Origin of the sequence: Bradyrhizobium sp. 521_C7_N1_3 (assembly GCF_052075975.1) — a bacterium.
Lineage (GTDB): Bacteria > Pseudomonadota > Alphaproteobacteria > Rhizobiales > Xanthobacteraceae > Bradyrhizobium > Bradyrhizobium japonicum.
Map to the genome: position 1 here is coordinate 3,987,724 of NZ_CP197232.1, position 23,638 is coordinate 4,011,361.

Below are 23,638 nucleotides of genomic sequence, written 5' to 3' on the forward strand. Positions count from 1 at the left end.
ACCGATCTTGATCCGCGTCAAAATCTCCTTTCCCGGTTCAGGCTAAATGGGATTAGAGTGCCGCCGGGGCAGGCTGGCGCAGGCAGGAGGTCCCATGTCAACTTATGTCGTCAGGTTCATGAAGGACGTACTCGGCCAGTACGGCCGGCAGATCGAGGTTTGCCAGGGCACGCTCGAAATCGACGCCACCGACGAGGACGAAGCCAGGGAGCGGGCGAAGGCGAGGTTTTGCAAGGACCAGGCGTTGCATCACTGGTCGCTGCATGCCGACCGGATCCAGGTCAAACCGGCTGACTTTCCCTCGTAAGGTTTAACGGCCCGGTGCCGGTAGCGTCGGCGGAGCGGTGACGCCCGCGCCGAGCGATCGCTGCACCATGACCGTGTCCGACCAGCGGCCGTGGCGATAGGCGACACCGCAGAGCAGGCCGGCGCGCGCGAAGCCGAACTTTTCGTGCAACGCCAGCGACGGCGCGTTGTCGGCATCGATATAGCCGATCATCTGGCGGAAGCCGGCCGCCGCGCACGCATCGATCATTCCCTGCAGCAACAGCCGGCCGACGCCACGGCCGAGATGCTCGTGGTGGACGTAGATCGAATGCTTGGCGGTGTAGCGGTAGGCCGGACGCTTGCGGAACAGCACGGCATAGGCATAGCCGACCACCTCGCCGCGGTAGGTCGCGACCAGATGCGGCAGGCGGGTCTGCTTCAGGTTCTTGCGGCGGTCGCGCAGATCGTCCGGTTCGGGCGCGCCGGTTCCCTCGACGTCGCGCGGCACCCCATTGCGGACGTGATGGCGGTAGATCGCCAGCATCGCCTCGACATCGCTCTCCCGTGAGGGGCGGACCAGAACCGGTTCGTCATCTGTACGCGCAATCGCTGTTTCGTTCATCGGCACCTACTCGGCAACGACGTAAGTATAAAGGCCGATGCGGCCCTGTGCATCGATCTCCTTGTAGACGCCCTGGATTTCCACATCGAACCCCGGGAACGTGTTGAAGCAGGTCTCGAACATTTTGAGATAATCCACCATGGGCTTGGCCCGCTCCGTCAGCCGCTCGCCGGGCACGATGGTGGCGATGCCGGGCGGGTAGACCACGAAGGGCGTGGTGGCGATGCGGCCGGAGATCGCCTCGATCGGCAGATAGTCGACGTCGTTCTTGAACAGATAGCGCGCGGCATCGCGGGGCGACATCGCGATCTCGGGCATGTGCTCGGGCATGAACTGCCGGGCCTGGAGGGCGCTGACGTCGGCGGCGCGGAAGAAGCGGTGCATGTCGCCGCAGAGATCGCGCAGCCGCACGCCGGCATAGCGCGCCTGACGCCGCTGGTAGAATTCAGGGATCACGTCGGCCAGCAACGCGTTGTCGTCATGCAACCTTTTGAATGCGACAAGCCCGGAGATCAGCGTGCCGGCCTTGCTCGCCTCGACGCCGGGGGTGAGCAGGAAGAGCAGGGAGTTGAGGTCGTTCTTCTCAGGGACGATGCGGTTTTCACGCAAATATTGCGCGACCACAGGCGCGGGGATGCCGTGCTCGGCGTAGGTGCCGCTGGTGCGATCGAAGCCGGGTGTCAGCAGCGTCAGCTTGTTCGGATCGGTCATGGCAAAGCCTTCCGCGAGATCGGGAAAGCCGTGCCAGTTGGTATCTGGCGAGAGCTGCCACAGCGCTGGATTGGTGGCGAGCTCATCGGTGGAGAGGGTCTCCCAGGCGACGTTGTGCGCGGCGCCGGGGCGGCTGACGTCGGGAATGGCGACGCGATCGGGAACGAAGGGTTCGAAGAACCAGCGGCGATCCGGATTTTGCTCCTTCTCCTCGAACTCCCGGCGCATCGCGCGGATCTTCTTGCGCAGCTCGATGCCGAGCCGGATCGTGTCGTCCCACAGCACCTCGCCCGAGCGGCCCTTCATCATCTGCGCGCCGACGTCGAGCGAGGCGAACAGCGGGTAGAACGGCGAGGTTGAGGCGTGCTGCATGAAGCTCTCGTTGAAGCGGCGGTGTTCGATGCGCCGCTTCTGGCCGCGGATGTGGCGGTCCTTGATGTGGATCTGGGAGGCCTGAGAGAAGCTCGCGAGCTGCTTGTGGGTGGATTGCGTCGCGATGATGCCGGGCGCTTCGGGAGGAAGGTTCGCCAGCCCCATGGCGAAGCGGCCGGCATAGAGCGGGTGGAACTTCATGAAGCCGGCCCAGGCCTCGTCGAACAGGATGTACTCGCAGAGGTGGCCGATGCGCTTCAGGATCATCTCGGCGCTGTGGATCGAGCCGTCATAGGTGCACTGCTCGACCACGGCGACGCGGAACGGCCGCTCCTTGCGCCAGGCGTCCTTGTCCGTCACCAGCGGATGGTTCCGGATCGCCTCGCGCAGGGCCTTCTCGTCGAGCATGTCCCAGCGCATCGGGCCGATCAGGCCCCAGGCGTTACGGATGGTCGGTACGTAGACCGGGACGCCGCCATTGATCATCAGCGCGCCGTGATGGGCGGCCTTGTGGTTGTTGCGGTCGAACAGAACGAGGTCGCCGTCGGTGACGAGGGCGCCGAGCGCGACCTTGTTCGAGGTCGAGGTGCCGTTGAGCACGAAATAGGTCTTCTCCGCGCCGAAAATCTGCGCGGCTTCCTTCTGCGCCCTCAGCGCGGGACCCTCATGGGTGAGGAGGTCGCCGAGGTCGAGCACGGAATTGTCGAGGTCGTCGCGGAACACGGATTCGCCGAGATGCTCGACGAAGACCCGGCCGATCGGACTGCGGTTGTAGAACACGCCACCATTGTGACCCGGACAGGTCCAGAGCTGGTTGCCTTCCTCGGCATAATCGACAAGCGCGCCGAAGAACGGCGTCTTCAGGTTCTCGGCATATTGCTTGAGCCGGCTGATCAAATTCTTGGCGATGAAGGTCGGCGTCTCCTCGGACAGGAAGACATAGCCGTCGATGAAGTCGAGCACCTCGACCGGCAAATCCTCGAAGCGCTTGCGCCGGATCAGGAGGATGATCGGGAAGTCGAGGCCGCGGCGCCGCATCAGGTTGATCAGCGCCGAGGTCTTCCCCTCGAGGCCCTTCTTGCCCCAGTCCACCACCATGCAGCCGATCGCGGCGTCGGTCTGCACCGCGATCTCGGCGTCCTCCAACCTGCGGGCCCTCACGACCTCGAAGCCGGAGCGCTGGATCTCCTCGATAATCTGGTTGAAGCGGATGCCTTCCAGATCGTCGGCGTCGAACACAGGTGCGGCGAACAGGAAGTTGAAGCGCTTGAAATAATCCATGGTGTGTCCCGAATGTACTGAGACTGGCAGGTCTCGGCACTTTCGATGACAGTTCTATGACAGTCGCCCGATCCAGCGGGGATCGTGTGACGGGCGATCAGTCCAGCAGCTTGTCCAGCGTGATCGGGAAGCGCCGGATGCGCTTGCCGGTGGCGTGATAGACCGCGTTCGCGATTGCCGCAGGCACGCCGACGATGCCGATCTCGCCAAGGCCCTTGACGCCCAGCCTGTTGATCCGGTCGTCGGGTTCGTCGACGAAAATGACGTCGATGTCGTGAACGTCGGCATTCACGGGAATGTGGTACTCGGCGATGTTCGCGTTCATGATCCGGCCGAAGCGGTGATCCATCACCGTCTCCTCGTGCAGCGCCATTCCGATGCCCCAGACCACGCCGCCCATGATCTGGCTGCGGCCGGTCTTGGTATTGAGGATACGGCCGGCTGCGACCGCGCTCACGACGCGCGTGACGCGGATGACGCCCAATTCTTCGTCGACCTTGACCTCGGCGAAGACGGCCGAATGGGTGTTGCGCGCGTGCGAGTTGTCCTCCGCGAAATGATTGAGCTTCTGCTTCTCGATCCGCTCGAGCTTGCCGTGGCGCATTGCATCGGCGATCGAGACGGCACGCGCCTTGTCGCCGGCCTTGGCAATCGTGCCATCGACAAGGATCACGTCGGGCGCATCGACGCCGCCGAGGGGCGAGGCGGGCATCGCCTTGGCGAGCCGTGCGAGCTCCAGGCGAATGTCTTCGGCCGCGCCCAGCACGGCGTGCGCGCTCGACGCCGCCATCCAGGAACCGCCTTCGACGGGGGCCTGCGGCAAGGTCGAATCGGCAAGCTTCACGTCGATATTCTCGATCGGCAGCCCGAGTGCGTCGGCAGCCACCTGTGCCACGATGGTGTAGGTGCCGGTGCCGATATCGGAGGCGGCGCAGGATACTTCGGCATGGCCGTTCGACGTCAGCACGATGCGGACGGCGACCGGCATCTGAAGCGCCTCCCACACCCCCGTCGCCATGCCCCAGCCGACCAGCTCCTTGCCGTCGCGCATGGAGCGCGGCGCAGGATTGCGCCGGGTCCAGCCGAAGGCGTCCGCGCCGCGGGCGTAGCATTCGCGCAGCTGCTTGCTGGTGTAGGGCAGGTCTTCGCTCTGGTCGCGGTCCGAATAGCACTTCAGCCGCAGCTCGATCGGATCGAGCTTCAGCGCGACGGCCAGCTCGTCCATGGCGCATTCGAGCGCGCAGACGCCGGAGGCGGCGCCGGGCGCGCGCATGTCGCAGGGTGTGGAGAGGTCTAGATCGACGAGCTTGTGGGAGAAGAGGCTGTTCGGGCTCTTGTACAGCTGTTCCGCCCAGCCGGTGTCATTGCGCGAAAAATCCTCGTAGCGCGAAGTCACGGCGGTGGCCTCGTGTGTGACGGCATCGAGCGTACCGTCGGGCTTTGCGCCGAGCGCGACACGCTCGATGGTCATCGGCCGGTAGCCGAGCCCGTACATCTGCTGCCGTGTCAGGACGACACGAACGGATCGCTTGAGTTCGAGCGCGGCAAGCACCGCCAACACCACCTGGTATTGCGGCCGCAATCCGGAGCCGAAGGCGCCGCCGACATAGGGCGAGACCACGCGGAGGTCATCGTGCTTCTTGTTGAACACACGGCATAGAAATTTATGGACGTTCTGGACACCTTGCGTCTTGTCATGGACGGTGAGCCTGCCGCTGCCGTCACGGACCACCGTGGTCGCATAGAGCTCCATCGGGTTGTGGTGCTCGGTCGGCAGGACGTAATCCGCCTGGTGCCGGACAGCGGCCCGAGCCAGCGCCGCGGCGGCGTTGCCGCGCGGCCGGTGCGGCCGATCCACTTTGCCGGCCTTGCCATGTTCGGATTCGAGATCCGTCGCAAATGCCTCCCGGTCGTATTCAACGCGCACGCGGGTCGCGGCGAATTTGGCGGTTTCCCAGTCATCCGCCACGACAAGCGCGATCGGCTGGCCGTTGAACCTGATCCTGTCGTCATAGAGCGGGCGGAAAGGCGAGCCCTTCTCCGGCGCCACCTCGTCCTTCCAGGCTTCGTCATTGTCTGCGAGGGGCGGACGATGCGCATGAGTGAGAACGTCGACCACGCCCTTCACTTGCAGCGCGTCGCTGGGGTCGAGGCGAGCGATGCGTCCGCGCGGAATCGTGGCCCCGACGACGAAGCCATGGAGGAGGCCGTCCGCCGGAAATTCGCCGGCATATTTGGCGGCCCCGGTGACCTTGGCGCGACCATCGACGCGGGACGTTGGCGTTCCGACATAGGCGTTCATCGGTCCCTCACGCGATTTTCTTGTGAGCCTGTGATTGCGGCGTGGCGCTCGCGGCTTGTATCAGCGTCCGGACGATGGCGCGGCGTGCGAGCTCGATCTTGAAGCGGTTATGTGCGCGGGCCGTTGCCCCGTGCAGCAGCAGATCAGCCGCGCGCGAGAAGTGGTCCGGCGTCGCCGCCCGGCCACGCAACGCCGCTTCGGCGTCGAGGCTGCGCCAGGGCTTGTGAGCCACGCCGCCGAGCGCCAGGCGGACTTCGCTGATCGCGTTGCCATCCAGTTCGAGCGCGGCCGCGACCGAGACCAAGGCAAAAGCATAGGACAGCCGGTCGCGGATTTTCAGATAGCTGTAGTTGCGGGCAAAGCCGTGCTTGGGAAGTTCGACGGCCGCGATGATCTCGCCGGTGCCGAGATTTGTGTCGACATGAGGCTTGTCCTTCGGGAGCCGATGGAAATCGGTCAATGCGATCGTGCGCGGGCCGGTGGGACCTGCGATGTGCACGAGCGCACCGAGCGCGACAAGTGCGACGCTCATGTCGGACGGGTTGGTCGCGATGCAGGACGCGCTCGTGCCGAGGATCGCGTGGTTGCGGTTGAGGCCGTCGATTGCCGAGCAGCCGCTGCCGGGCTCTCGCTTGTTGCAGGGCGTCGCCGTGTCATAAAAATAGGCGCAGCGCGTGCGCTGCATCAGGTTGCCGCCAACGGAGGCCATATTGCGCAACTGCGCGGAAGCGCCGGCGAGGATGGCGGCGGCGAGCAGGGGATAGCGCTGCTCGACAAGCGGGTGGTAGGCGAGGTCCGAATTCGGCACCAAGGCGCCGATGCGCAGCCCTCCGTCGGCCGTCTCCTCGATGTCGCGGAGCGGCAGACGGGAGATGTCGATCAGCCGGGAGGGCCGCTCGACATTTTCTTTCATCAGGTCGATCAGATTGGTGCCGCCGGCAATCAGCTTGGCGCCGGGATCGGCGGTGAGCAGGCGGATCGCATCGGCGATGTCGGTGGCGCGGGAATACTGGAAGTTGTTCATGGCCGGCCCATTGCCTGCTGGATCGCGGCGACGATGTTCGGATAGGCGCCGCAGCGGCAGAGATTTCCGCTCATCAACTCTCTGATCTCGTCGGCATCCCGGGCGCGGCCTTCGGCCAGAAGGCCTGCCGCCGAGCAAATCTGTCCCGGCGTGCAATAGCCGCACTGAAAGGCGTCGTGGTCGATGAACGCCTGTTGTACGGGATGAAGCGTTCCGTCCTTGGCAAGCCCCTCGATGGTCGTGATCTCGGCACCGTCCTTCATGACGGCGAGCGTCAGGCAGGAATTGACGCGCCGTCCGTCGATCAGCACGGTGCAGGCGCCGCACTGGCCGTGATCGCAGCCTTTCTTGGTGCCGGTCAGCGCAAGATGGTCACGCAAGGCATCCAGAAGCGTGGTCCAGGGCATGAGATCGAGTGTGTGGCCGACGCCATTGACGACAATATGAACTGGAATGCGTTCGGGAATCTCGTGCGTGACATCGCTCATGTCCTGCTCCCTGCGACGGCGACCGAGCCGAGACGTCAGCCGAGCTGACGCGGAGGCGCCGTCGCCTCCGCTTGCCAATGGCGTCCAACTTACGACCGGCTGCTTGGTTCCTTGCCGGGAATTACGGCACCCGCGACACAGTGTCAGCGCTTGGGTTCGCCGAAAACCACCGTCGGCACCGCGCGGTTGACGATCTCGCGCAGCGCAAAGCTCGATTGGACCCGCGCCACGCGCGGCAGGCGCGACAACTCGGTACGGTGGATGCGCTCGAAATCCTGGATGTCGCGGGCGAGCACGATCAGGATATAGTCGTCGGTGCCCGACATCAGAAAGCAGCGCACGACGGACGGGCATTTCACCACCTCCGCCTCGAACGCCTTCAGCGCCTCGTCGCTCTGGCTTTCCAAGGCAATGCGGACCAGCACGGTCGTGGTGAGGCCGAATTGCGCGAGATCGAGCGCAGCTTGGTACGCCTGGATGTAGCCGTCGTCCTCCAGCGCCTTCTGCCGCCGCGCCAGCGCCGTGCTTGATAGCCCGACCTTGGTGGCGAGCTCGGTGTGGCTGGCCCGCGCATTGGTGGTGAGTTCCGCGAGGATGGCGAGATCTTTCCGGTCGAGGGCCAAGGTTTCGTTTCCAGCGTGAAAGGGCGTTTGCACGCCGGAAACCGGCGCGGGGAGGTCGAAGCTAGCGGATATTTGCACGAAACCAAACTGGCCACCTCGTTACGATCGTGAGGTGAATCAAAAAGGAGCCCAAGATGCGCGTCGGTGTGCCCAAGGAGATCAAGATGCAGGAATATCGCGTCGGGCTCACCCCGGGCGCGGTCCGCGAATATGTCGCGGCGGGGCACCAGGTGACGGTCGAGACCGGTGCCGGCAGCGGCATCGGCGCATCCGATGAGGTCTACCAGCGGGCCGGGGCCGCGATCGCGGAGAACGCCCGCGACATCTTCGCCAACTCCGACATGATCGTGAAGGTGAAGGAGCCGCAGAAGAGCGAATGGGCCCAGCTCCGCGAAAGCCAGATCCTCTTTACCTACCTCCATCTTGCGCCGGATCCCGAACAGGCCAAGGGCCTGCTCGCCTCGGGTTGCACTGCGGTCGCCTATGAGACCGTCACCGACGCGGCCGGTCACCTCCCCTTGCTTGCGCCGATGAGCGAAGTCGCCGGCCGCCTCGCCGTCGAAGCCGCTGGCGCCGCGCTCAAGCGATCGGCCGGCGGCCGCGGGGTGCTGCTCGGCGGTGTGCCCGGCGTGCAGCCGGCGCGCGTCGTCGTGCTCGGCGGCGGCGTGGTGGGAACGCAGGCCGCGCGCATGGCGGCGGGCCTCGGTGCGGAAGTCACAGTGATCGACCGCTCGATTCCCCGTCTGCGGGAGCTGGACGATGTCTTTCTCGGGCGGGTGCGCACCCGCTTCTCGACCATCGAAGCGGTCGAGGACGAGGTGTTCGCCGCCGACGTCGTGATCGGGGCGGTGCTGGTGCCGGGCGCAAGTGCACCAAAGCTCGTCACGCGCGCGATGCTCAAGTCGATGCGGCCGGGCGCCGTACTGGTCGACGTCGCGATCGACCAGGGCGGCTGCTTCGAGACCTCGCATCCGACGACGCACGCCGATCCGACCTATCAGGTCGACGGCATCGTGCATTATTGCGTCGCCAACATGCCGGGCGCGGTGCCGGTGACGTCGAGCCAGGGACTGAACAACGCGACGCTGCCGTTCGGCCTGATGCTCGCGAACAAGGGCTTTGCCGCAGTCCTCGAAAATCCGCATTTGCGCGACGGACTGAACGTGCATCGTGGCCGCATAACCAACAAGGCGGTTGCCGAGAGCCTCGGGCTGGAATTTGCCCCGGTCGAGAGCGGCCTCGCCGCGTAACGGCTACACTGATTTGCGGTGGCGGCTGCCGAGCGCGGCTTCGATCGTTTCCGGACGCTCGATCCGCTCGATCAGCATGTCGATACGATCACCGCCCCAGAACAGCTCGCGGTTGAACACCATGGTTGGCACGCCGAACACGCCGAGTGCCTCGGCCTCGTCGATGATGCGGTCGTGCTCGGTGCGGGCAGGGCCGTTGACGTAGGCTTCGAACTCGCTCGCCGAGCCGCCGCACGCGGTGATGACGTCCGTGATTGCGGCGAGATCGTCGATCTCGAGCTCATGGCCCCAGAATCTGCGGAACACCGTGTCGTGATAAGGGCGGAAGAAGCCGTGCCGCTGTGCGAACAGCATTCCCACGCTGGAATAGAAGGCGTCGTAGATCCGCCGTGGCCCCTTCATGACGAGCCCTTGCGCATTGGCATAGCGCCGCGCGTCCATATAGGCGTAACGCACCTTGCGCCAGAAATGCGGCGTGCGCTCCTCGACCGTCCCCATGAATTCGGCGACGCGCAGCGTATAGGGCAGCCATTCGAGCTCGACGCCGTGCGTCTCCTCGAGCGAAAACAGCCGCTTGTTGGCGACGAATGCGTAAGGGCTCTTGTAGTCGGTGTAGATGCGGATAAGCGGCTTGGGCATTGGCGTTTCCCTTTTTCTTCCTTCTCCGCTTACAGGGGGAGAGGGTGTACCGTCATCGCGGCGCTATCGACGCTTCACCCCTTCGTCAGCCGATACTGCCCCAGATCCGGATCATGCGTCATGCGCCAGTAGTCCACGAACCGCCAGGGCATCGCCGAAAACACGCGGCCGCTCGAATTGCGATAATAGGTGCTCATGCCGGGATGGGTCCAGATCATCGCCTCGTGCTCGGCATCGACCTTGCGGACGTAGTCCTCGAGCACGTCCTGACGGACGTCGATGGCGGCGACGTCTTGCTCGATCATGTCGGCGAGGCAGGCGGAAATATAGCGGCTCTGGCATTCCGACTGGAAGATGACGCTGCCGCCATGGGCGGGGCCGGAGTTCGGGCCGAGCATGCAGAAGAAGTTCGGAAAGTCCGGGACGGTGAGGCCGAGGAACGCCGTCGGATTGTCGTTGGCCCAGGCCTCGCGCAGATCCTTGCCACCGCGGCCGCTGATGTTGAGGCGTGCCGCCATCTCCGTCACCTTGAAACCGGTGGCGACGACGATGATGTCGGCGGGGCGGTGCGCGCCGTCAGCGGTGACGATGCCGTCGCGATCGAAATGATCGATCGTGTCGGTGACGAGCTCGACATTGTCCCGCGTGAGCGTCCTGAACCAGTTGTTGTCGAGCAGGATGCGCTTGCCATAGGGCGGATAGGTCGGCACGCATTTCGCGATCAGGTCGGGGCGGTCCTTCAGCTCGGTGAGGATGAAATCGGTCAGCTCCTGGCGATGCCGGTCGTTGCCCTTGTTGACGGCGCGCTCCGGATGCGGCCAGGCCGGGTCCTTGCGCAGGAACGGCAACAGGCCGTCGCCATAGCGCCAGAACATGTTGAAGCGGTACCACTGCACATAGAACGGCAGATGCGCGAGCAGCCAGCGCGCGCCCTCGCTGATCGGATCGGAATAGCCCTTAACGGGCCGCGCCCATTGCGCGCTGCGCTGATAGACCGTGACGGACGCGACGCGGCCGGCGATCGACGGCACCAGTTGCATCGATGTCGCGCCGGTGCCGATCACGGCAACATGCTTGCCGTCGAGATTGATGTCGTCCGACCACAAGGCCGAATGCAGGATTGTTCCCTTGAAGGCTTCCTCGCCCTTGAAGCGGGCGCGAGAGGGATCGTTGAGCTGGCCGATGGCCGAGACCAGCGCGGTGGATTCAAAGGTCTCTTCGCCGTTCTGGGTCTTCAGCGTCGAGATCCAGCGCCGCCTGCCTTCGTCCCAGCGCGACGCTGTCAGCTCGGTATTGACCCGCAGATGCTTGCGGATGCCGTATTCCTCGGCGACTTTCAGCAGATATCCGAGCAGCTCCTCGCGCTGGCAGAAATAGCGCGTCCATGCATTGCCCGAGCCGAACGAGTAGGAATAGGAATGGTTCGGCGTATCGACGCCGCAGCCGGGATAGCGGTTGATCCACCAGGTGCCGCCCAGCTCGGCGTTCTTCTCGACGATGGTGTAGGGGATGCCGAGATGGCCGAGTGCCACGCCGAGCGCGATGGCGCAGACGCCGGCGCCGACGATCAGCACGTGCTGGCCGGCAAGCTTCTCGTCGGAAGGACGCTGCGTCCACTGCGGCTCGCGCGCCACAAACCCCATCTCCTCGCGCATCAGGGGCGCGTATTCCGGCGCGACGTTCTCGCCGAGGCAGGCGCGCATCATCTTCAAGAGCAGCGCTTCGCCGGGATCGGTGATGACGGGTTTTGGCGTGCCGCCGGCAAACAGCTTGACCACCGCGGCGCGGATCTCGTCCTGGACCTCCCGGGGCACGCCGGCTTCCGGATCGGGAATGAGACGGATGTCGCGCTTTGGCAAGTACGGCGGCTCGAGCCAGCGCTCATCGCCGGTCATGTGCACCAGCACCATCAGCAGGCAGCGGATGTCGCCTTCGGCGATCGCGGAGACGAGATCGAGCGGCTTTTGTGGAGATGCGATGTTCATGGCGTGTCCTGATCTCCGGATGAACTGAAGAGGCCGCGCGTCATCAGCTTGCGATAGGCGGAGATGACGTGGTCGGGGACGGCGGTGACGCCGCCGGCCGAATAGGAGTAGCGGCGGCTGAGATAGCCGCGCGCGCCCATCAGCATGTGGACGATCGCCTCGAACTCCTCGTCGCTGTAATCCTCGATCGCGCCGGCCGTTCGCGCGCGGCGCAAGATGCGGACATAGGCGACCGAGATGTTGTCGAGATGTTTCTGGTAGCCGATGGGCGCGAAGAATTCGGCCTCGTTGAGGATGCGCAGGAACTCCGGCACCTCGCGGATGAAGTCGAAGAAGGCGGAAAAGCGCGCGATCTCCTGCCGCGCGGCATCGGCGGTGCCGGCGCGGGCGCGGATGAACTCGACCATGTCGAGGCCGATCTTTGGCAGTAGCTGGTCGAGCAGCTCCTGCCGGTTCTCGAAATGATTGTAGAAGGTGCCTTGCGCGACGCCGGCTTCTTCCGTGATGCGGGCGACGGAGGCTTCGGCATAGCCATGCTTGCCGACGACCTTGGTCGCGGCGTCAAAGATCTTCTGCTTGGTCCAGGCGTTGCGCTCGATGCGGTTAAGCTTTGTGACCTTGGCATTCGCTTGCGTCATTCAGAGGTCTCCAGCTCGGCGCGCAGCACGCGCTTGAGGATCTTTCCGCTCGGATTACGCGGCAGGCTGTCGCGGATGACGAGCTCCTTCGGCACCTTGAAGCTCGCCAGGCGCGCGCGGCAGTGCTCGGTGAGGGCAGGGAGTTCAAGGTTCGCGCCTTCGGCCAGCACGACGATCGCGACCGGCCGCTCGCCCCAGCGCGCATCGCGCAGGCCGATCACCGCGACTTCGCGCACCTCGGGCAAATCGTAGATGACGCGCTCGACCTCGGAGGAAGCGATGTTCTCACCGCCCGAGATGATCATGTCCTTCTTGCGGTCGGTCAGATACAGGAAGCCTTCCTCGTCGAGATAGCCGACATCGCCGCTGCGGAACCAGTCGCCGAAGAAGGCCGCCGCCGCCTTCTGCGGATCCTTCCAATAGCCGCGCGTGATTTTCGGTCCGCGCAGGCAGATCTCGCCATTGACGTTCGGCGGCAGCGTCTTGCCGTCTTCGTCGCGGATCTCGATTTCGACATGGGCGATGGCGCGACCGGTCGAGCCGATCTTCTCGATCTCGCGGCCGGATTCCATGAAAGTGTCGCCGCCGACGGTCTCGGTGAGGCCATAGGCATCGATGTAGCGCGCATTGCGGAAGAACTCCGAGAACGCGCGAATGCGCACCTCCGGCGTCTTCTCGCCGCCGCCGATCGCCCATCTCAGGCTGGAGACGTCGTAGCGATCGCCGGTGGGGCAGGTGAGCATCGCGGTGGTCATCACAGGCGCGAACCATGCCGCGTTGAGCTTGTCCTCCGCGATCGCCGCAAGCGCGCTCTCCGGCTCGAAATTGCGTTCGATGCGGATGAAGCCGTCATGCCAGAGCACGGCGATGCCGGGCAGGTCGAGCGCGCCGACGTGATAGAGCGGGCCGACAATGAGCAGTCGCGTCTCGGCACCGATGCCGAGCGCGATGGTCTGGTCGGCGGACTTCCAGTAGAAATTATCGTAAGTGAGCATCACCCCTTTGGGGCGGTCGGTCGTACCCGAGGTATACATCAGCCGCATCAGGTCGGACGGCTGACGGACGTGCATCGGCGCGGGCGCGGCCTCGCCCGCGAGATGCGTGATGCTTTGCTGCGCGGCTTCGTTCAGCACGACAATTTTCGCGCCCGCTGCATTCGCGGCGAGTTCTTCATCGACGATCAACAACCGCGCGCCGGCATTGCCGGCGATGTAGCCGACCTCGTCGCGTGACAGACGAAAATTGATCGGCAAGAACACCGCGCCAAGATGGCTGGTGGCGAAGACGAGCTCCAGGAACGCCGCGCTGTTCTTCATCAGCACGGCCACGACGTCGCCAGCGCCGATGCCCTGCGCGGCGAGCCAGCCGGCCGCTTGCCGGATGCGCGCATCGAAATCGGCGTAGGAGATCTCCTTGCCGCGATATTTCAGCGCGGGCCGGTCCGGCGTGCGCCGCGCATGAAAGGTGATGAAGCTCGAAAGATTGATCATTTTGCGGGTTTTGGGCCGATTGCCGGCCTCGTTTCCTCCTTTGATGAATTATGACTCGTAATTCATCTTTGGCTTGACGTCACCCCCCTGCCTCTGAAATTGTTGGGAACACGGAGACGAGACGATCTCCGGCAAAGGACCAGGAAACGCTGACCCGAAAGAGGGAGGGGAAAATGACGAGAACCCGCATGCCGGGCATCAGCCGCCGTTCAACGCTGGCGCTGATGGGCGCCGGTGCGATGAGTGTTGCCGCACCGTGGGTGGCGCGCGCGCAAGCCAAGACCATCAAGATCGGCATGCCGACGATTCTGTCGGGCCGCGTCGCGCAGCTCGGCACGTCGTCGCGCAATGCGGTGATGCTCGAGGTCGACAAGGTCAACGCCGCCGGCGGCCTTGCCGGCCGCCAGATCGAGATGGTGATCCGCGACTCCAAGGGCCAGCCGCAGGAAGCCGCCCGCGTCGCGCGCGAGCTCGTCAACACCGATGGTTGCGAGTGGCTGATCGACGGCGAGGCGTCGTCCGGATCGTTTGCGGTTCACGAAGTGGCGCGCGATCTCGGTGTGCTCTGCGTCCACACCTGCTCGGAGGCGTCCTCGCTCACGGCTGATCCGAAGCAGCACATCCCGAACGCGTTCCGCTGCGTGCGCCAGGGCATCCACGATTCCATCGTCGGCGGCAGCTATGCCGCCTCGATCGCGAAAGCCAAGGGCCTTAAGAAATGGGCGACCTGCTCGCCCGACTACGCCTATGGCCGCGACACCACCGGCGAATTCACGCTGTACCTGAAGCGCTTCGCGCCCGATGTCGAGGTGCTCAGCGAGTCCTGGCCAAAACTGTTCCAGCCCGATTACACCGAGGTGGTGACGAAGATCCTCCAGGCCAAGCCGCAGGCGCTGTACTCCTGCCTGTGGGGCGGCGATCTCACCTCCTACATCGACCAGGCCAACATCTACGCGATGTTCAGCCAGATGGAGGTGTTCGCGGTCAACATGGCCGACTACACCGCACTTACCGTGGTGAAGAACCTGCCCAAAGGCATCCACTCCGGCAACCGCTACATCAAGACCTTCCCGACCACGCCGGAGAACGCCGCCTGGGGCGATGCCTACAAGGCCAAATACAACGAGTACCCGACCAACTGGTCGTGGCAGAACGCAACGGCCGTGATGTTCCTGGCCGAAGCCGCCAAGAAGGCGAACTCCACCGACGGCAAGAAGATCGCGGAGGTGCTGAAGGGCCTCACCATCAAGTGCCCGTTCGGCGCCGACGGCACCGTGACGATGCGCGGCGACGACCACACGCTGGTCGGCTACGCCATCGGCTGGGGCACCACGATCCCGCAGGAGCCCTACGTGCCCGAGGTCAGGGCCGGCGACTGGAAGACCATCTTCGAGCTCGAGGCCGAGTGGAAGAAGAGCAAGGGCTACACCTGATCCGATGCGCGGCGGGGACGGGCGACCGTCTCCGCCGTTTCCATTTGGCTCTCCGCGCCAGGTCCGGCGCGTCTCAATGAAAGTGCTCCCGTGGATCTCGACGCGCTCGCCGGCTGCCTCTCCAGTTCCGCCTGCCTGGTGACGCAAACCACCAGCGGCCTCATCATCGGCATGCTTTTGTTCCTGGTCGCAGTCGGGCTGACGCTGATCTTCGGCGTGCTCAAGGTCGTCAATTTCAGCCACGGTGCCTTCTACATGTTCGGCGCCTATTTTGCGATGACGGCCTATGAGCTCACCGGCAGCTTTGCGCTGGCGATGTTTGCGGGTGCGGCCGGCACCGCGCTTCTCGGCCTGATCTTCGAGCGCGTCTTCATGAGCCGCGTCTATGGCGCCGACGTGCTGATGCAGCTGCTGGTCTGCTACGCCTTCGTGCTGATCTTCGACGATGTCGTGCGCATCATCTGGGGGCCGGAATTCAGGTCGATGGGCATGCCCGCGGCATTCCAGGTGATGCCGCTGTTCATCGCCGGCGGCGTAGTGCCGCCTTATTACCTGCTGCTGATCGGCGTCGCGCTGGTCGCAGCGATCGTGCTCGGCATCGGGCTCTCGCGCAGCCGTATTGGCAAGGTGATCCGGGCGGCGGCACATAATCCCGGCATGGTCTCGGCGCTCGGCATCAACACCGGCCTGATCTATGGGGGCGTGTTCGCGCTCGGCGGGATGCTGGCGGGCCTTGCCGGCGCGCTCGCGGCGCCCGTGCGTTCACTGACCCCCGGCATGGGATTTTCCGTGCTGATCGAATCCTTCATCGTCACCGTGATCGGCGGCATGGGATCGATCCTGGGCGCTCTGATCGGCGCGCTGCTGCTCGGCCTTATCAGGTCTTTCGGCTCGCTCGGCTTTCCCCTGTTCACGGAAGGCCTGATGTACCTGTTCATGGTGATCGTGCTGGTCTCCAAGCCCACCGGCCTGTTCGGCAAGGAGGCGGCATGACCGAGCTCGAGGCCGGGCGCGCCGAGACGCTGGCGCCGGTGCGCAGCGGTGCGGCGCTGCAACGCTATCGCGACGTGCTGATTGCCGTGATCGCGTTCGCCGTGCTGGCGAGCCTGCCGCTGTTCACGGGCAGCAAGGCGCTGCTCGATTTCGTCATCCGCTGCTCGGCTTACGGCCTGTTCGCGACCTCGCTGAACCTGCTGGTCGGCTATACCGGCCTGACCTCGTTCGGCCACGGCATGTTCTTCGGCCTTGGCGCCTACGGCTTCGGCCTGATCATGCAGAAGCTGGGCGTGCCGATTCTCGTGGCCTTCATCGCGACGCTGGCGATCACGGCGGTGATCGCGGCAATCATCGGCGCGATCTGCGTGCGGCTGAAGGAGATCTATTTCGCCTTCGTCACACTCGCCTTCCAGATGCTGATCCACTCGACCATCTTGTCCTGGGCGTCCTTCACCGGCGGCGACCAGGGCCTGCGCGGCGGCATTCCGCGACCCGTGTTTCTCGGCATCGATCTTGCCAACCACGTCCATCTCTATGTCGCGAGCTGCGCGCTCCTGATCCTCGGCCTGCTCGCGATGCGCCAGATCGCGCAATCGCCGTTCGGCTACACCTTGCGCATGATCCGCGACAACGCCGCGCGCGCGAGCTTCCTCGGCATCGACGTCTGGCGGGCAAAGCTGACAGTCTTCGTGCTGGCGGCATTGTTCGCGTCGATGGGCGGCATGGTGATGGCGCTGTTCGTCTCCGGCGCCTATCCGGAATTCGCCTATTGGACGATCTCGGGCGAGGGCATCTTCATCAACATGCTCGGCGGCGTCTCGACCTTCCTCGGGCCGATGGTCGGCACCGTGCTGCTGCTTCTGCTCAACGACACCGTCACGCGCTTCACCGAGTACCACGGCATCGTGCTCGGCGTGGTCATCCTGTTCTTCGCGCTGGGCCTGCGCAAAGGCCTGCTGGATTTCGTCGCCGACTGGTTTTCGCACCGGCGCGACGCAGGCGAGGGACGCTAGCGATGCTCGAGATCCGCAACCTCGCAAAATCCTTCGGCGGCGTGAAGGCGACCAACGACGTCACGCTCGACTTTCCCGACGGCTCGCTCACCGCGGTGATCGGCCCGAACGGCGCCGGCAAGAGCACGTTCTTCAACCTGATTACGGGCGCCTTGAGGCCGGATTCTGGTCAGGTTCTGCTCGACGGCATCGATCTCGCCGGCCGCTCGCCGCCGGAGATCGTGCGTCACGGCATCGGCCGCGCCTTCCAGGTCGCCAGCATCTTTAAATCGCTGACGGTGCAAGAGACCATGCTTGCCGCCGTCAGCGCCGACCAGCGCTCGTCCGCGGTGCTGCGCAAGCGCTTTCCCTTGCCCGAGACGCGCGACCGCGCCGAGCATGTGATGGAGCTGCTGGGCCTCGCGGGAAAGCGCAATCGCACGGCCGCAACGCTGTCGCATGGCGACCAGAAGCTGCTCGACATTGCGCTCGCTCTGGTGCTCGAACCAAAGGTTCTGCTGCTGGACGAGCCGACTGCCGGCATGGGCCCGGAAGAGCGCTGGCGCATGATCGACAAGGTGCGCGAGCTCTGGGAGACTCAGAAAATCACCGTCGTCTTCATCGAGCACGACATGGACATCGTGTTCAAGATCGCCCCAAAGATCGTCGTGCTCTGCTACGGCCGCATCCTCGCGACCGGCACGCCCGACGAAATCCGCAACAATGGTGCCGTGATCGAGGCCTATCTCGGCACCGAACATGCGGGGGCTGCCGCATGAGCGCGACCATTATCGAAGTCGCCGATCTCGACGTCTATTACGGCACGAGCCAGATCCTGTTTGGCGTCAGCCTCTCGGTGCGGCAGGGCGAGACCATGGCGCTTTTGGGCCGCAATGGCGCGGGCAAATCGACGACCATGAAAGCGATCATGGGGCTGGCGCCGCCGCGGCGGGGCAGGATCAGCCTGCGCGGCGCGGTGATCTCGGGCCAGAGGCCGCACCATATCGCGCGCGCCGGTCTCGGCTTCGTGCCGGAGGATCGCCAGATCTTTCCGGAGCACACGGTCGAGGACAATCTCGTCATCGGTCGCAAGAAGGGGCCGGAAGGCCAGGACGAGTGGCCGATCAGGCGCATCTACGACGTCTTCCCGTTGCTGGAGCCGCTGCGCCATCGCATCGCCGGACGTCTCTCGGGCGGGGAGCAGCAGATGCTCGCCATCGCGCGCACGCTGATGGGCAACCCGGCGCTGTTGCTGCTCGATGAGCCGAGCGAGGGCCTCGCGCCGATCATCGTGCAGCGGATCGGCGAGCTGTTGCGGCAGCTCCGCCAGCTCGGATCGACCGTGCTGATCGCCGAGCAGAACATGCATTTCTGCCTGGGGCTGGCGAGCCACGCCACGGTGATCGACAAGGGCCAGATCGTCTATGCCGCCGGGATCGACGAGCTGAAGGCCAACGACGCGATCCGTCGCCGCTATCTGGCCCTTTAGCCGGGGTTCCGGTGCCCAAATAGGGCGGAAGAAGAAAGCTATTGTCTCGGGGTTGTCTGGCGGAAGGAGTTTCCCCTCCGGAGGGCAAAAACGCCAATCGCTTCCATTGCCGTTTGGAGCCGAAACGACGACATTCCGATCTGGATTTGATGGAATGACGGCCATGGAACGCACTGGATTTGAACCCTTCGGCGAGCAATTGGTGTCTGCGACGGACACCCAGCCGCGATCGCGCGCCTCAAAACTCCTGCTGCGGGCCGGCACCACAGTGTTCTGGTCGCTGGTCGCGGGCATCGTGCTGGCCCGTGCGGCCTTCTTCGAGCCGGGCATCTATGACGGCTTCAGCCGCGTCGCCATGCTCGCCAAGAACCTGATCTTCTGATCCCGCTCATTCCGGGCCGAGGAGAGAATTTCTCTCGGCCCTGATATGCCGAAAACTTGTTCCCCAATCCGGCCGCCGTGCGTATAAATCTTTCTCCTCTGGGAGAGATTTGTGTCGCAGAATCAAGCATCCAGCCCGGCCGACGCCAAGCCGACCACTGTCATTAGCCGCGTCGTCGCGCTGATTCCCGGCATTCTCCTCTGTATCGCCGTCGCCGGTGTCTCGGCCCTGCTCGAGCACCTGGAACTGGGCGTTTTCGAGCATCCCTATGTCGAGGCGCTGGTCATGGCCATCCTGCTCGGCATGGCGCTGCGCAGCTTCTGGAAACCCGCGCCGCGCTGGCAGGCCGGCATCGCCTTCAGCGCCAAGCAACTGCTCGAAGTCGCGGTCATGCTGCTCGGGGCCTCCATCAGCTTCGCCGCCATCGCCGCCTCCGGCATCGCGCTGCTGGCCTCGATCGCCGCGGTCGTCGTGGTCGCGCTCTGCGTCTCCTTCGGCATCAGCCGGCTGCTCGGCCTCTCGACCCGCCTGTCGATCCTGATCGCCTGCGGCAATTCCATCTGCGGCAATTCAGCGATCGCCGCAGTGGCGCCGATCATCGGCGCCAACAATGACGAGATCGCGTCCTCGATTTCCTTTACGGCGATCCTCGGCGTGATGATGGTGCTGGGCCTGCCGCTGCTGATCCCGCTGCTGCAATTGTCGGCCACGCAATATGGCATCCTCGCAGGCCTCACCGTCTACGCGGTGCCGCAGGTGCTTGCGGCAACGGTCCCGGCCGGGCTCATCTCGACGCAGATCGGCACGCTGGTGAAGCTGATGCGCGTGTTGATGCTCGGGCCCGTCGTCGTCGGTCTCTCCCTGGTCGCCTCGCGCTGGCAGACCGGCGCCAAGAAATCCAATGTCGGCTTCTTCCGCCTTGTCCCCTGGTTCATCCTCGGCTTCCTCGCGCTGGCGACATTGCGTTCGCTGGAGATCGTGCCTGGCACGGTGGTGGGACCGGTGACGAAGATCACGAGCTTCCTCACCGTCGTCTCCATGGCCGCGCTGGGGCTGGGCGTCGATGTGAAGGTGCTGGCGAATGTCGGCGGCCGCGTAACCGCCGCGGTGACACTGTCGCTGATGCTGCTGCTAGGGATCAGCATCGCGCTGGTGCACTGGTTTAAGTGAGAGGTGCATAACAGCGGCTGCGAACTCCTCTTCCTTCTCCCGTTGTGGGAGAAGGTGGCGCGAAGCGCCGGATGAGGGGTTCTATCCGCGAGTCCGAACTTGAGAGGGGCCGAAGCAGACCCCTCATCCGCCTTGCCTTCGGCAACGCACCTTCTCCCACAAGGGGAGAAGGGAAGTAAGAGCGCAATCGTCGAGACGCGGCGCCTAAATCACATCCGCGAGCGAATGCCCATGCAGCTCGATGTTGAGCCCCTGCATGCCCATGTCGCTGATCTCGCCGCCCATCGCCTTCAGGCTCTCCTCGCGGATCAGTGACATCAGCCCGCGGCGGAGCGCCAGGAACTCCGACGACATCATCATCGACTGCTGCCGCGGCCGCTCCAGCGGGATCGGGATTTCCGCCTTGATCGAGCCGGGGCGGGCCGTCATGCAATAGACGCGGTCGGAGAGGAAGATGGCTTCGTCGATGTCGTGGGTGACGAACAGCACCGAGATCTTCAGCCGTTGCCACATGTTGGTGAGGATCTGCTGCATGATCACGCGGGTCTGCGCGTCGAGCGCGCCGAACGGCTCGTCCAGCAGCAGCACCTTCGGGCCCGTGGCGAGCGCGCGGACGATGCCGACGCGCTGCTTCATGCCGCCGGAGAGTTTTTCCGGATAATGCTTTTCGAAGGCCTCGAGCCCCGCGAGCCCGAGCAGCGTGCGCGCCGCGCGCTCGCGCTGGGAGCGCGCCATGCCGCGCATCTTCAGGCCGAACTCGACGTTCTCCCGCACCGTCTTCCACGGAAACAGCGAATATTGCTGAAACACCATGCCGCGCTCGGCGCTGGGGCCGTTCACCCGCTCGCCGTCGACCGTGACTACGCCGGTGGTCGGCTTGAGGAAGCCGGCAACGGCATTGAGCAGCGTCGACTTTCCGCAGCCGGAGGGGCCGACAATCGAGACGAACTCGCCGGGCTTCACATGAATCTGCGTGTCGGTGACGGCCTGCACAGGTCCCTCGATGCTGTCATAGCTGAGGGAGAAATTCCTGACCTCGATATGGCCCTGCGGTGCTTTGGTCAGGATTTCGTTCATTTTAGCCTCCACGGCATCACCAACTGCCCGGCGCCCCTGATAAGCAGGCTCGATCCAAGGCCAAGCACGCCGATCGCGATCATGCCGAGCGCGATGTCGGCATACTGGACCAGGGAATAGGCCTCCCAGGTGAAGTAGCCGATGCCGTATTGGCCCGAGATCATCTCGGCGGCGATCAGCGACACCCACGCCACGCCCATGCCGACGGTGAGGCCGGTGAAGATGTGCGGCATCGAAGCTGGAAAATACACCTCGCGGAAGATCGACCGTTCTCGCGCGCCGAGACATTGCGCGGCGCGCACCAGCACGGGATCGACCAGCGACATGCCATGCAGCGTGTTGACCAGGATCGGGAAGAACGCGCCGAGGAAGGTGATGAAGACGATGCTCTGCTCGTTGGTCGGCCAAAGCATGATTGCCATCGGCACCCAGGCGATTGCAGGGATCGGCCGCAGCACCTCGGCCACCGGGAAGATGATTTCATGCACCAGCTTGAAGCGGCCCATGATCAGGCCGAGCGGTACGCCGACCACCGCCGCGAGCGAGAAGCCGAACAAGATGCGCCGGCAGCTCAAGAGGATGTGCAGCAGGAATTTCGGATCGTGGATTGCCTTGGTGAAGCTCGCATAGACCGCGAGCGGCGAGGGTACGTTGGTGAAGCGCACGAAGAACACGATGCGATAGGTCGTGAGCAGGTGCCACACCAGCAGGAAGGCGAGCAGCGAGATGATGCCGATCGCCGTCGCGCGCAGCCCCGCCCGATTGAGCCGGTACCAGCGCAGCGCGAGCGTGCCGAAGGAAGGCGGTGTCGCTGGCGGGGAAGGGGCGGGCACGGGGCCCGCCTCGCCGATTGCGGTTGCTGCCGGCATGCTGTCCTCGGGATGTCTGACGAGGGCGGGACTGCTCACGTCTTGCCTCCGCCGACCGCCGCCTTCACCGCACCGTCGAAGCCGAGCACCTTGCCGTTGATCTTGGCGGCATGGGCTTCGGCGTCCTTCTTCAGCAGGAACGGCGCAACCTCGCCGTTGCCGACCGCGAAGAAGGCCTGGTCGGCGAACAGCTTGATTCCACGGGTGGTGTCGAAGACGTAGGCGACGTTGATCTTCTTGCCCTTGGCCTTGTAGTCGGCATAGGCCCCTAACGTGCACGCTGCGGACGCAAACGGCAGGATGCCGGCATCGTCGACCCAGACCTCGCCGGCCTTGCGCGGGTCGGTGATCGGCTTCTTGCAGAAGGAATCTTCGCCCGTGATCTCGTAATTGCTGGTGCTCGCAAGCTGGGCGTCATAGTCGAGCTTCATCTCGGCATAGGCCTTGCGGATGTAGGAATCATCCACCCACTTCTTCGGATCGAACTCCTTCATGCGGCCGAGATTCTGCAGCACCTTGACGTCGGTCGCGGCCGCGTCGATCAGCGCCGGCTTCACCGTGGGATCCGTGGTCATGTTGCCGCTGGGACCGAGGAAGATATAGACGACTTCCTTGTTGATGCCGGTCCACTCCTGGATCTTTTCGGCGGCGAGCTTGGGATCGTCGCGCAGCCACTGGTTGGCGGCGATCAGCGCCTTGAAGTAGGCAACGACAACCTCAGGGTATTTCTCGGCGAAATCGGTACGGACCACGATGCCGTGGAAGGTCGGCAGATTGGTCTCGACACCGTCAAAGATTTTTCGCGCGAAGCCGCGGAAGGGCAGCAGCTCGGCGAAGGGGACGAAGTCGGCGTGCGCGTCGATCTTCTTCTCCTGCAGATTGGTCGAGCCGACCTCCGGGCTCTGGCTGACGAGCTGGAAGAAGTCGGAGGCGTAACCGCGGTCCTGCATCGCCTTCAGCACCATGCCGTGCGCGGCCGAGCCGAACGGCACGCTGACGAGCTTGCCCTTGAGATCGGCGAGATCGTAATAGGGCGAGTCCTTGTGGACGACGAGTCCGTTGCCGGAGCCGGACAGGCTATAGGCGGCCACGCCGATCAGGCGGCTCTTGCTCTCCGGATTGCTCTCGAAGGTGAAGCCGTTCACGATCAGCGGATAGTCGCCCATCATGCCGATCTGGAGCTTGTTCGCCATCATCGCGTTGGTGACGGGCGGGCCGGAGGTGAAATTCTGCCACTCCAGCTCGAACTTGATGTTGGCGTATTTGCCGTCCTTCGGCAGATATTTCTCGAGGAGATGCAGCTGCCGGATGACGACGCCGGCGGTCACCGTGTTGGTCGTGGTGTCCTGCGTTCCGATGCCGAGGGTGACGGTTTCCGCCAGGGCCGGCTGCGCGATCAGAAGCGCCAGCGAGGTCACCGACATCGCGATCGAGAGCGTGGGAAGATGGCGGACCATTCTCATCCTCATTCGGTTGGATGTGCTGTGGTTGCCATGATTGGGTGAGGCCGCGGGCAGGGCAAATCCGGAGTGACCGCC

General features: G+C 64.4%; 22 protein-coding genes. 9 read left to right on the forward strand and 13 right to left on the reverse strand.

What is annotated here, in order from left to right; all coding sequences use genetic code 11:
* Nucleotides 1-94 precede the first annotated feature (94 nt).
* Nucleotides 95-307 carry a hypothetical protein gene (locus AB7008_RS18360; RefSeq protein WP_028150282.1) on the forward strand — a complete coding sequence of 71 codons (213 nt, stop codon included), beginning with the start codon at nt 95-97 and terminating at the stop codon, nt 305-307.
* A 3-nt stretch (nt 308-310) separates the two neighbouring features.
* On the opposite strand, the gene AB7008_RS18365 is transcribed toward AB7008_RS18360, so the two are convergent.
* The 6 genes from AB7008_RS18365 to AB7008_RS18390 all read right to left on the reverse strand — a co-directional run bounded on the left by AB7008_RS18365 (nt 311) and on the right by AB7008_RS18390 (nt 7,690).
* The gene (locus tag AB7008_RS18365; RefSeq protein WP_014496638.1) at nt 311-889 is read right to left on the reverse strand and encodes a GNAT family N-acetyltransferase; all 579 of its coding nucleotides are present in this window, start codon (nt 887-889) and stop codon (nt 311-313) included.
* A 6-nt stretch (nt 890-895) separates the two neighbouring features.
* The gene (locus tag AB7008_RS18370) at nt 896-3,253 is read right to left on the reverse strand and encodes an Orn/Lys/Arg decarboxylase N-terminal domain-containing protein (RefSeq protein ID WP_441259207.1); all 2,358 of its coding nucleotides are present in this window, start codon (nt 3,251-3,253) and stop codon (nt 896-898) included.
* Between the two features lie 97 nt (nt 3,254-3,350).
* Nucleotides 3,351-5,555 (reverse strand): xanthine dehydrogenase family protein molybdopterin-binding subunit, encoded by a 2,205-nt coding sequence (locus AB7008_RS18375; protein WP_441259208.1) that lies wholly within the window; start codon nt 5,553-5,555, stop codon nt 3,351-3,353.
* Between the two features lie 7 nt (nt 5,556-5,562).
* Nucleotides 5,563-6,579, reverse strand: coding sequence for an FAD binding domain-containing protein (locus AB7008_RS18380; protein ID WP_441259209.1), 1,017 nt, complete (start codon nt 6,577-6,579; stop codon nt 5,563-5,565).
* Entirely contained in the window at nt 6,576-7,067 is a 492-nt protein-coding gene (locus AB7008_RS18385; protein WP_304493513.1) for a (2Fe-2S)-binding protein, read from the reverse strand. Before AB7008_RS18385 ends, AB7008_RS18380 begins: the two co-directional genes overlap by 4 nt.
* Nucleotides 7,068-7,210: 143 nt before the next feature.
* Nucleotides 7,211-7,690: an Lrp/AsnC family transcriptional regulator gene (locus tag AB7008_RS18390; RefSeq protein ID WP_441259210.1), complete on the reverse strand. Its 480-nt coding sequence runs from the start codon at nt 7,688-7,690 to the stop codon at nt 7,211-7,213.
* Nucleotides 7,691-7,824: 134 nt separating this feature from the next.
* On the opposite strand from AB7008_RS18390, the gene ald reads away from it, so the two are divergent.
* Nucleotides 7,825-8,940: an alanine dehydrogenase gene (gene ald / locus AB7008_RS18395; RefSeq protein ID WP_441259211.1), complete on the forward strand. Its 1,116-nt coding sequence runs from the start codon at nt 7,825-7,827 to the stop codon at nt 8,938-8,940.
* Nucleotides 8,941-8,943: 3 nt separating this feature from the next.
* Here ald and AB7008_RS18400 read toward each other — a convergent pair whose 3' ends face one another.
* From AB7008_RS18400 to AB7008_RS18415, 4 genes are all read right to left on the reverse strand, one after another.
* Entirely contained in the window at nt 8,944-9,579 is a 636-nt protein-coding gene (locus AB7008_RS18400) for a 2-hydroxychromene-2-carboxylate isomerase (protein WP_441259212.1), read from the reverse strand.
* Between the two features lie 74 nt (nt 9,580-9,653).
* Complete coding sequence (locus AB7008_RS18405) at nt 9,654-11,564, reverse strand: flavin-containing monooxygenase (protein WP_441259213.1); 1,911 nt, start codon at nt 11,562-11,564, stop codon at nt 9,654-9,656.
* Nucleotides 11,561-12,202 (reverse strand): TetR/AcrR family transcriptional regulator, encoded by a 642-nt coding sequence (locus tag AB7008_RS18410; protein WP_441259214.1) that lies wholly within the window; start codon nt 12,200-12,202, stop codon nt 11,561-11,563. Before AB7008_RS18410 ends, AB7008_RS18405 begins: the two co-directional genes overlap by 4 nt.
* Nucleotides 12,199-13,692: an AMP-binding protein gene (locus AB7008_RS18415; protein WP_441259215.1), complete on the reverse strand. Its 1,494-nt coding sequence runs from the start codon at nt 13,690-13,692 to the stop codon at nt 12,199-12,201. The genes AB7008_RS18410 and AB7008_RS18415 overlap by 4 nt, the downstream gene beginning before the upstream one ends.
* 173 nt (nt 13,693-13,865) lie before the next feature.
* Between AB7008_RS18415 and AB7008_RS18420 the strand changes: the two genes are divergently transcribed.
* From AB7008_RS18420 to AB7008_RS18450, 7 genes are all read left to right on the forward strand, one after another.
* Nucleotides 13,866-15,125 (forward strand): ABC transporter substrate-binding protein, encoded by a 1,260-nt coding sequence (locus tag AB7008_RS18420; RefSeq protein WP_441259216.1) that lies wholly within the window; start codon nt 13,866-13,868, stop codon nt 15,123-15,125.
* A 90-nt stretch (nt 15,126-15,215) separates the two neighbouring features.
* Nucleotides 15,216-16,118 (forward strand): branched-chain amino acid ABC transporter permease, encoded by a 903-nt coding sequence (locus AB7008_RS18425; protein WP_441259217.1) that lies wholly within the window; start codon nt 15,216-15,218, stop codon nt 16,116-16,118.
* Nucleotides 16,115-17,134, forward strand: a complete 1,020-nt coding sequence (locus tag AB7008_RS18430) for a branched-chain amino acid ABC transporter permease (protein WP_441259218.1) — start codon at nt 16,115-16,117, stop codon at nt 17,132-17,134. Before AB7008_RS18425 ends, AB7008_RS18430 begins: the two co-directional genes overlap by 4 nt.
* Nucleotides 17,135-17,136: 2 nt before the next feature.
* Nucleotides 17,137-17,892 carry an ABC transporter ATP-binding protein gene (locus tag AB7008_RS18435; protein WP_441259219.1) on the forward strand — a complete coding sequence of 252 codons (756 nt, stop codon included), beginning with the start codon at nt 17,137-17,139 and terminating at the stop codon, nt 17,890-17,892.
* Complete coding sequence (locus AB7008_RS18440; RefSeq protein WP_441259220.1) at nt 17,889-18,602, forward strand: ABC transporter ATP-binding protein; 714 nt, start codon at nt 17,889-17,891, stop codon at nt 18,600-18,602. The genes AB7008_RS18435 and AB7008_RS18440 overlap by 4 nt, the downstream gene beginning before the upstream one ends.
* Nucleotides 18,603-18,765: 163 nt before the next feature.
* A complete protein-coding gene (locus AB7008_RS18445) occupies nt 18,766-18,984 on the forward strand; it encodes a hypothetical protein (protein ID WP_248882234.1) in 219 nt (72 codons plus the stop codon).
* Nucleotides 18,985-19,095: 111 nt separating this feature from the next.
* Entirely contained in the window at nt 19,096-20,154 is a 1,059-nt protein-coding gene (locus tag AB7008_RS18450; protein ID WP_028155603.1) for a YeiH family protein, read from the forward strand.
* Between the two features lie 204 nt (nt 20,155-20,358).
* Here AB7008_RS18450 and AB7008_RS18455 read toward each other — a convergent pair whose 3' ends face one another.
* From AB7008_RS18455 to AB7008_RS18465, 3 genes are read right to left on the reverse strand one after another with little or no spacing between them, the layout of a single operon-like run.
* Nucleotides 20,359-21,231 carry an ABC transporter ATP-binding protein gene (locus AB7008_RS18455; RefSeq protein ID WP_441259221.1) on the reverse strand — a complete coding sequence of 291 codons (873 nt, stop codon included), beginning with the start codon at nt 21,229-21,231 and terminating at the stop codon, nt 20,359-20,361.
* A complete protein-coding gene (locus tag AB7008_RS18460; RefSeq protein ID WP_441259222.1) occupies nt 21,228-22,139 on the reverse strand; it encodes an ABC transporter permease in 912 nt (303 codons plus the stop codon). The genes AB7008_RS18455 and AB7008_RS18460 overlap by 4 nt, the downstream gene beginning before the upstream one ends.
* Nucleotides 22,136-23,557 carry an ABC transporter substrate-binding protein gene (locus tag AB7008_RS18465; protein ID WP_441259223.1) on the reverse strand — a complete coding sequence of 474 codons (1,422 nt, stop codon included), beginning with the start codon at nt 23,555-23,557 and terminating at the stop codon, nt 22,136-22,138. Before AB7008_RS18465 ends, AB7008_RS18460 begins: the two co-directional genes overlap by 4 nt.
* Between the last annotated feature and the right edge of the window lie 81 nt (nt 23,558-23,638).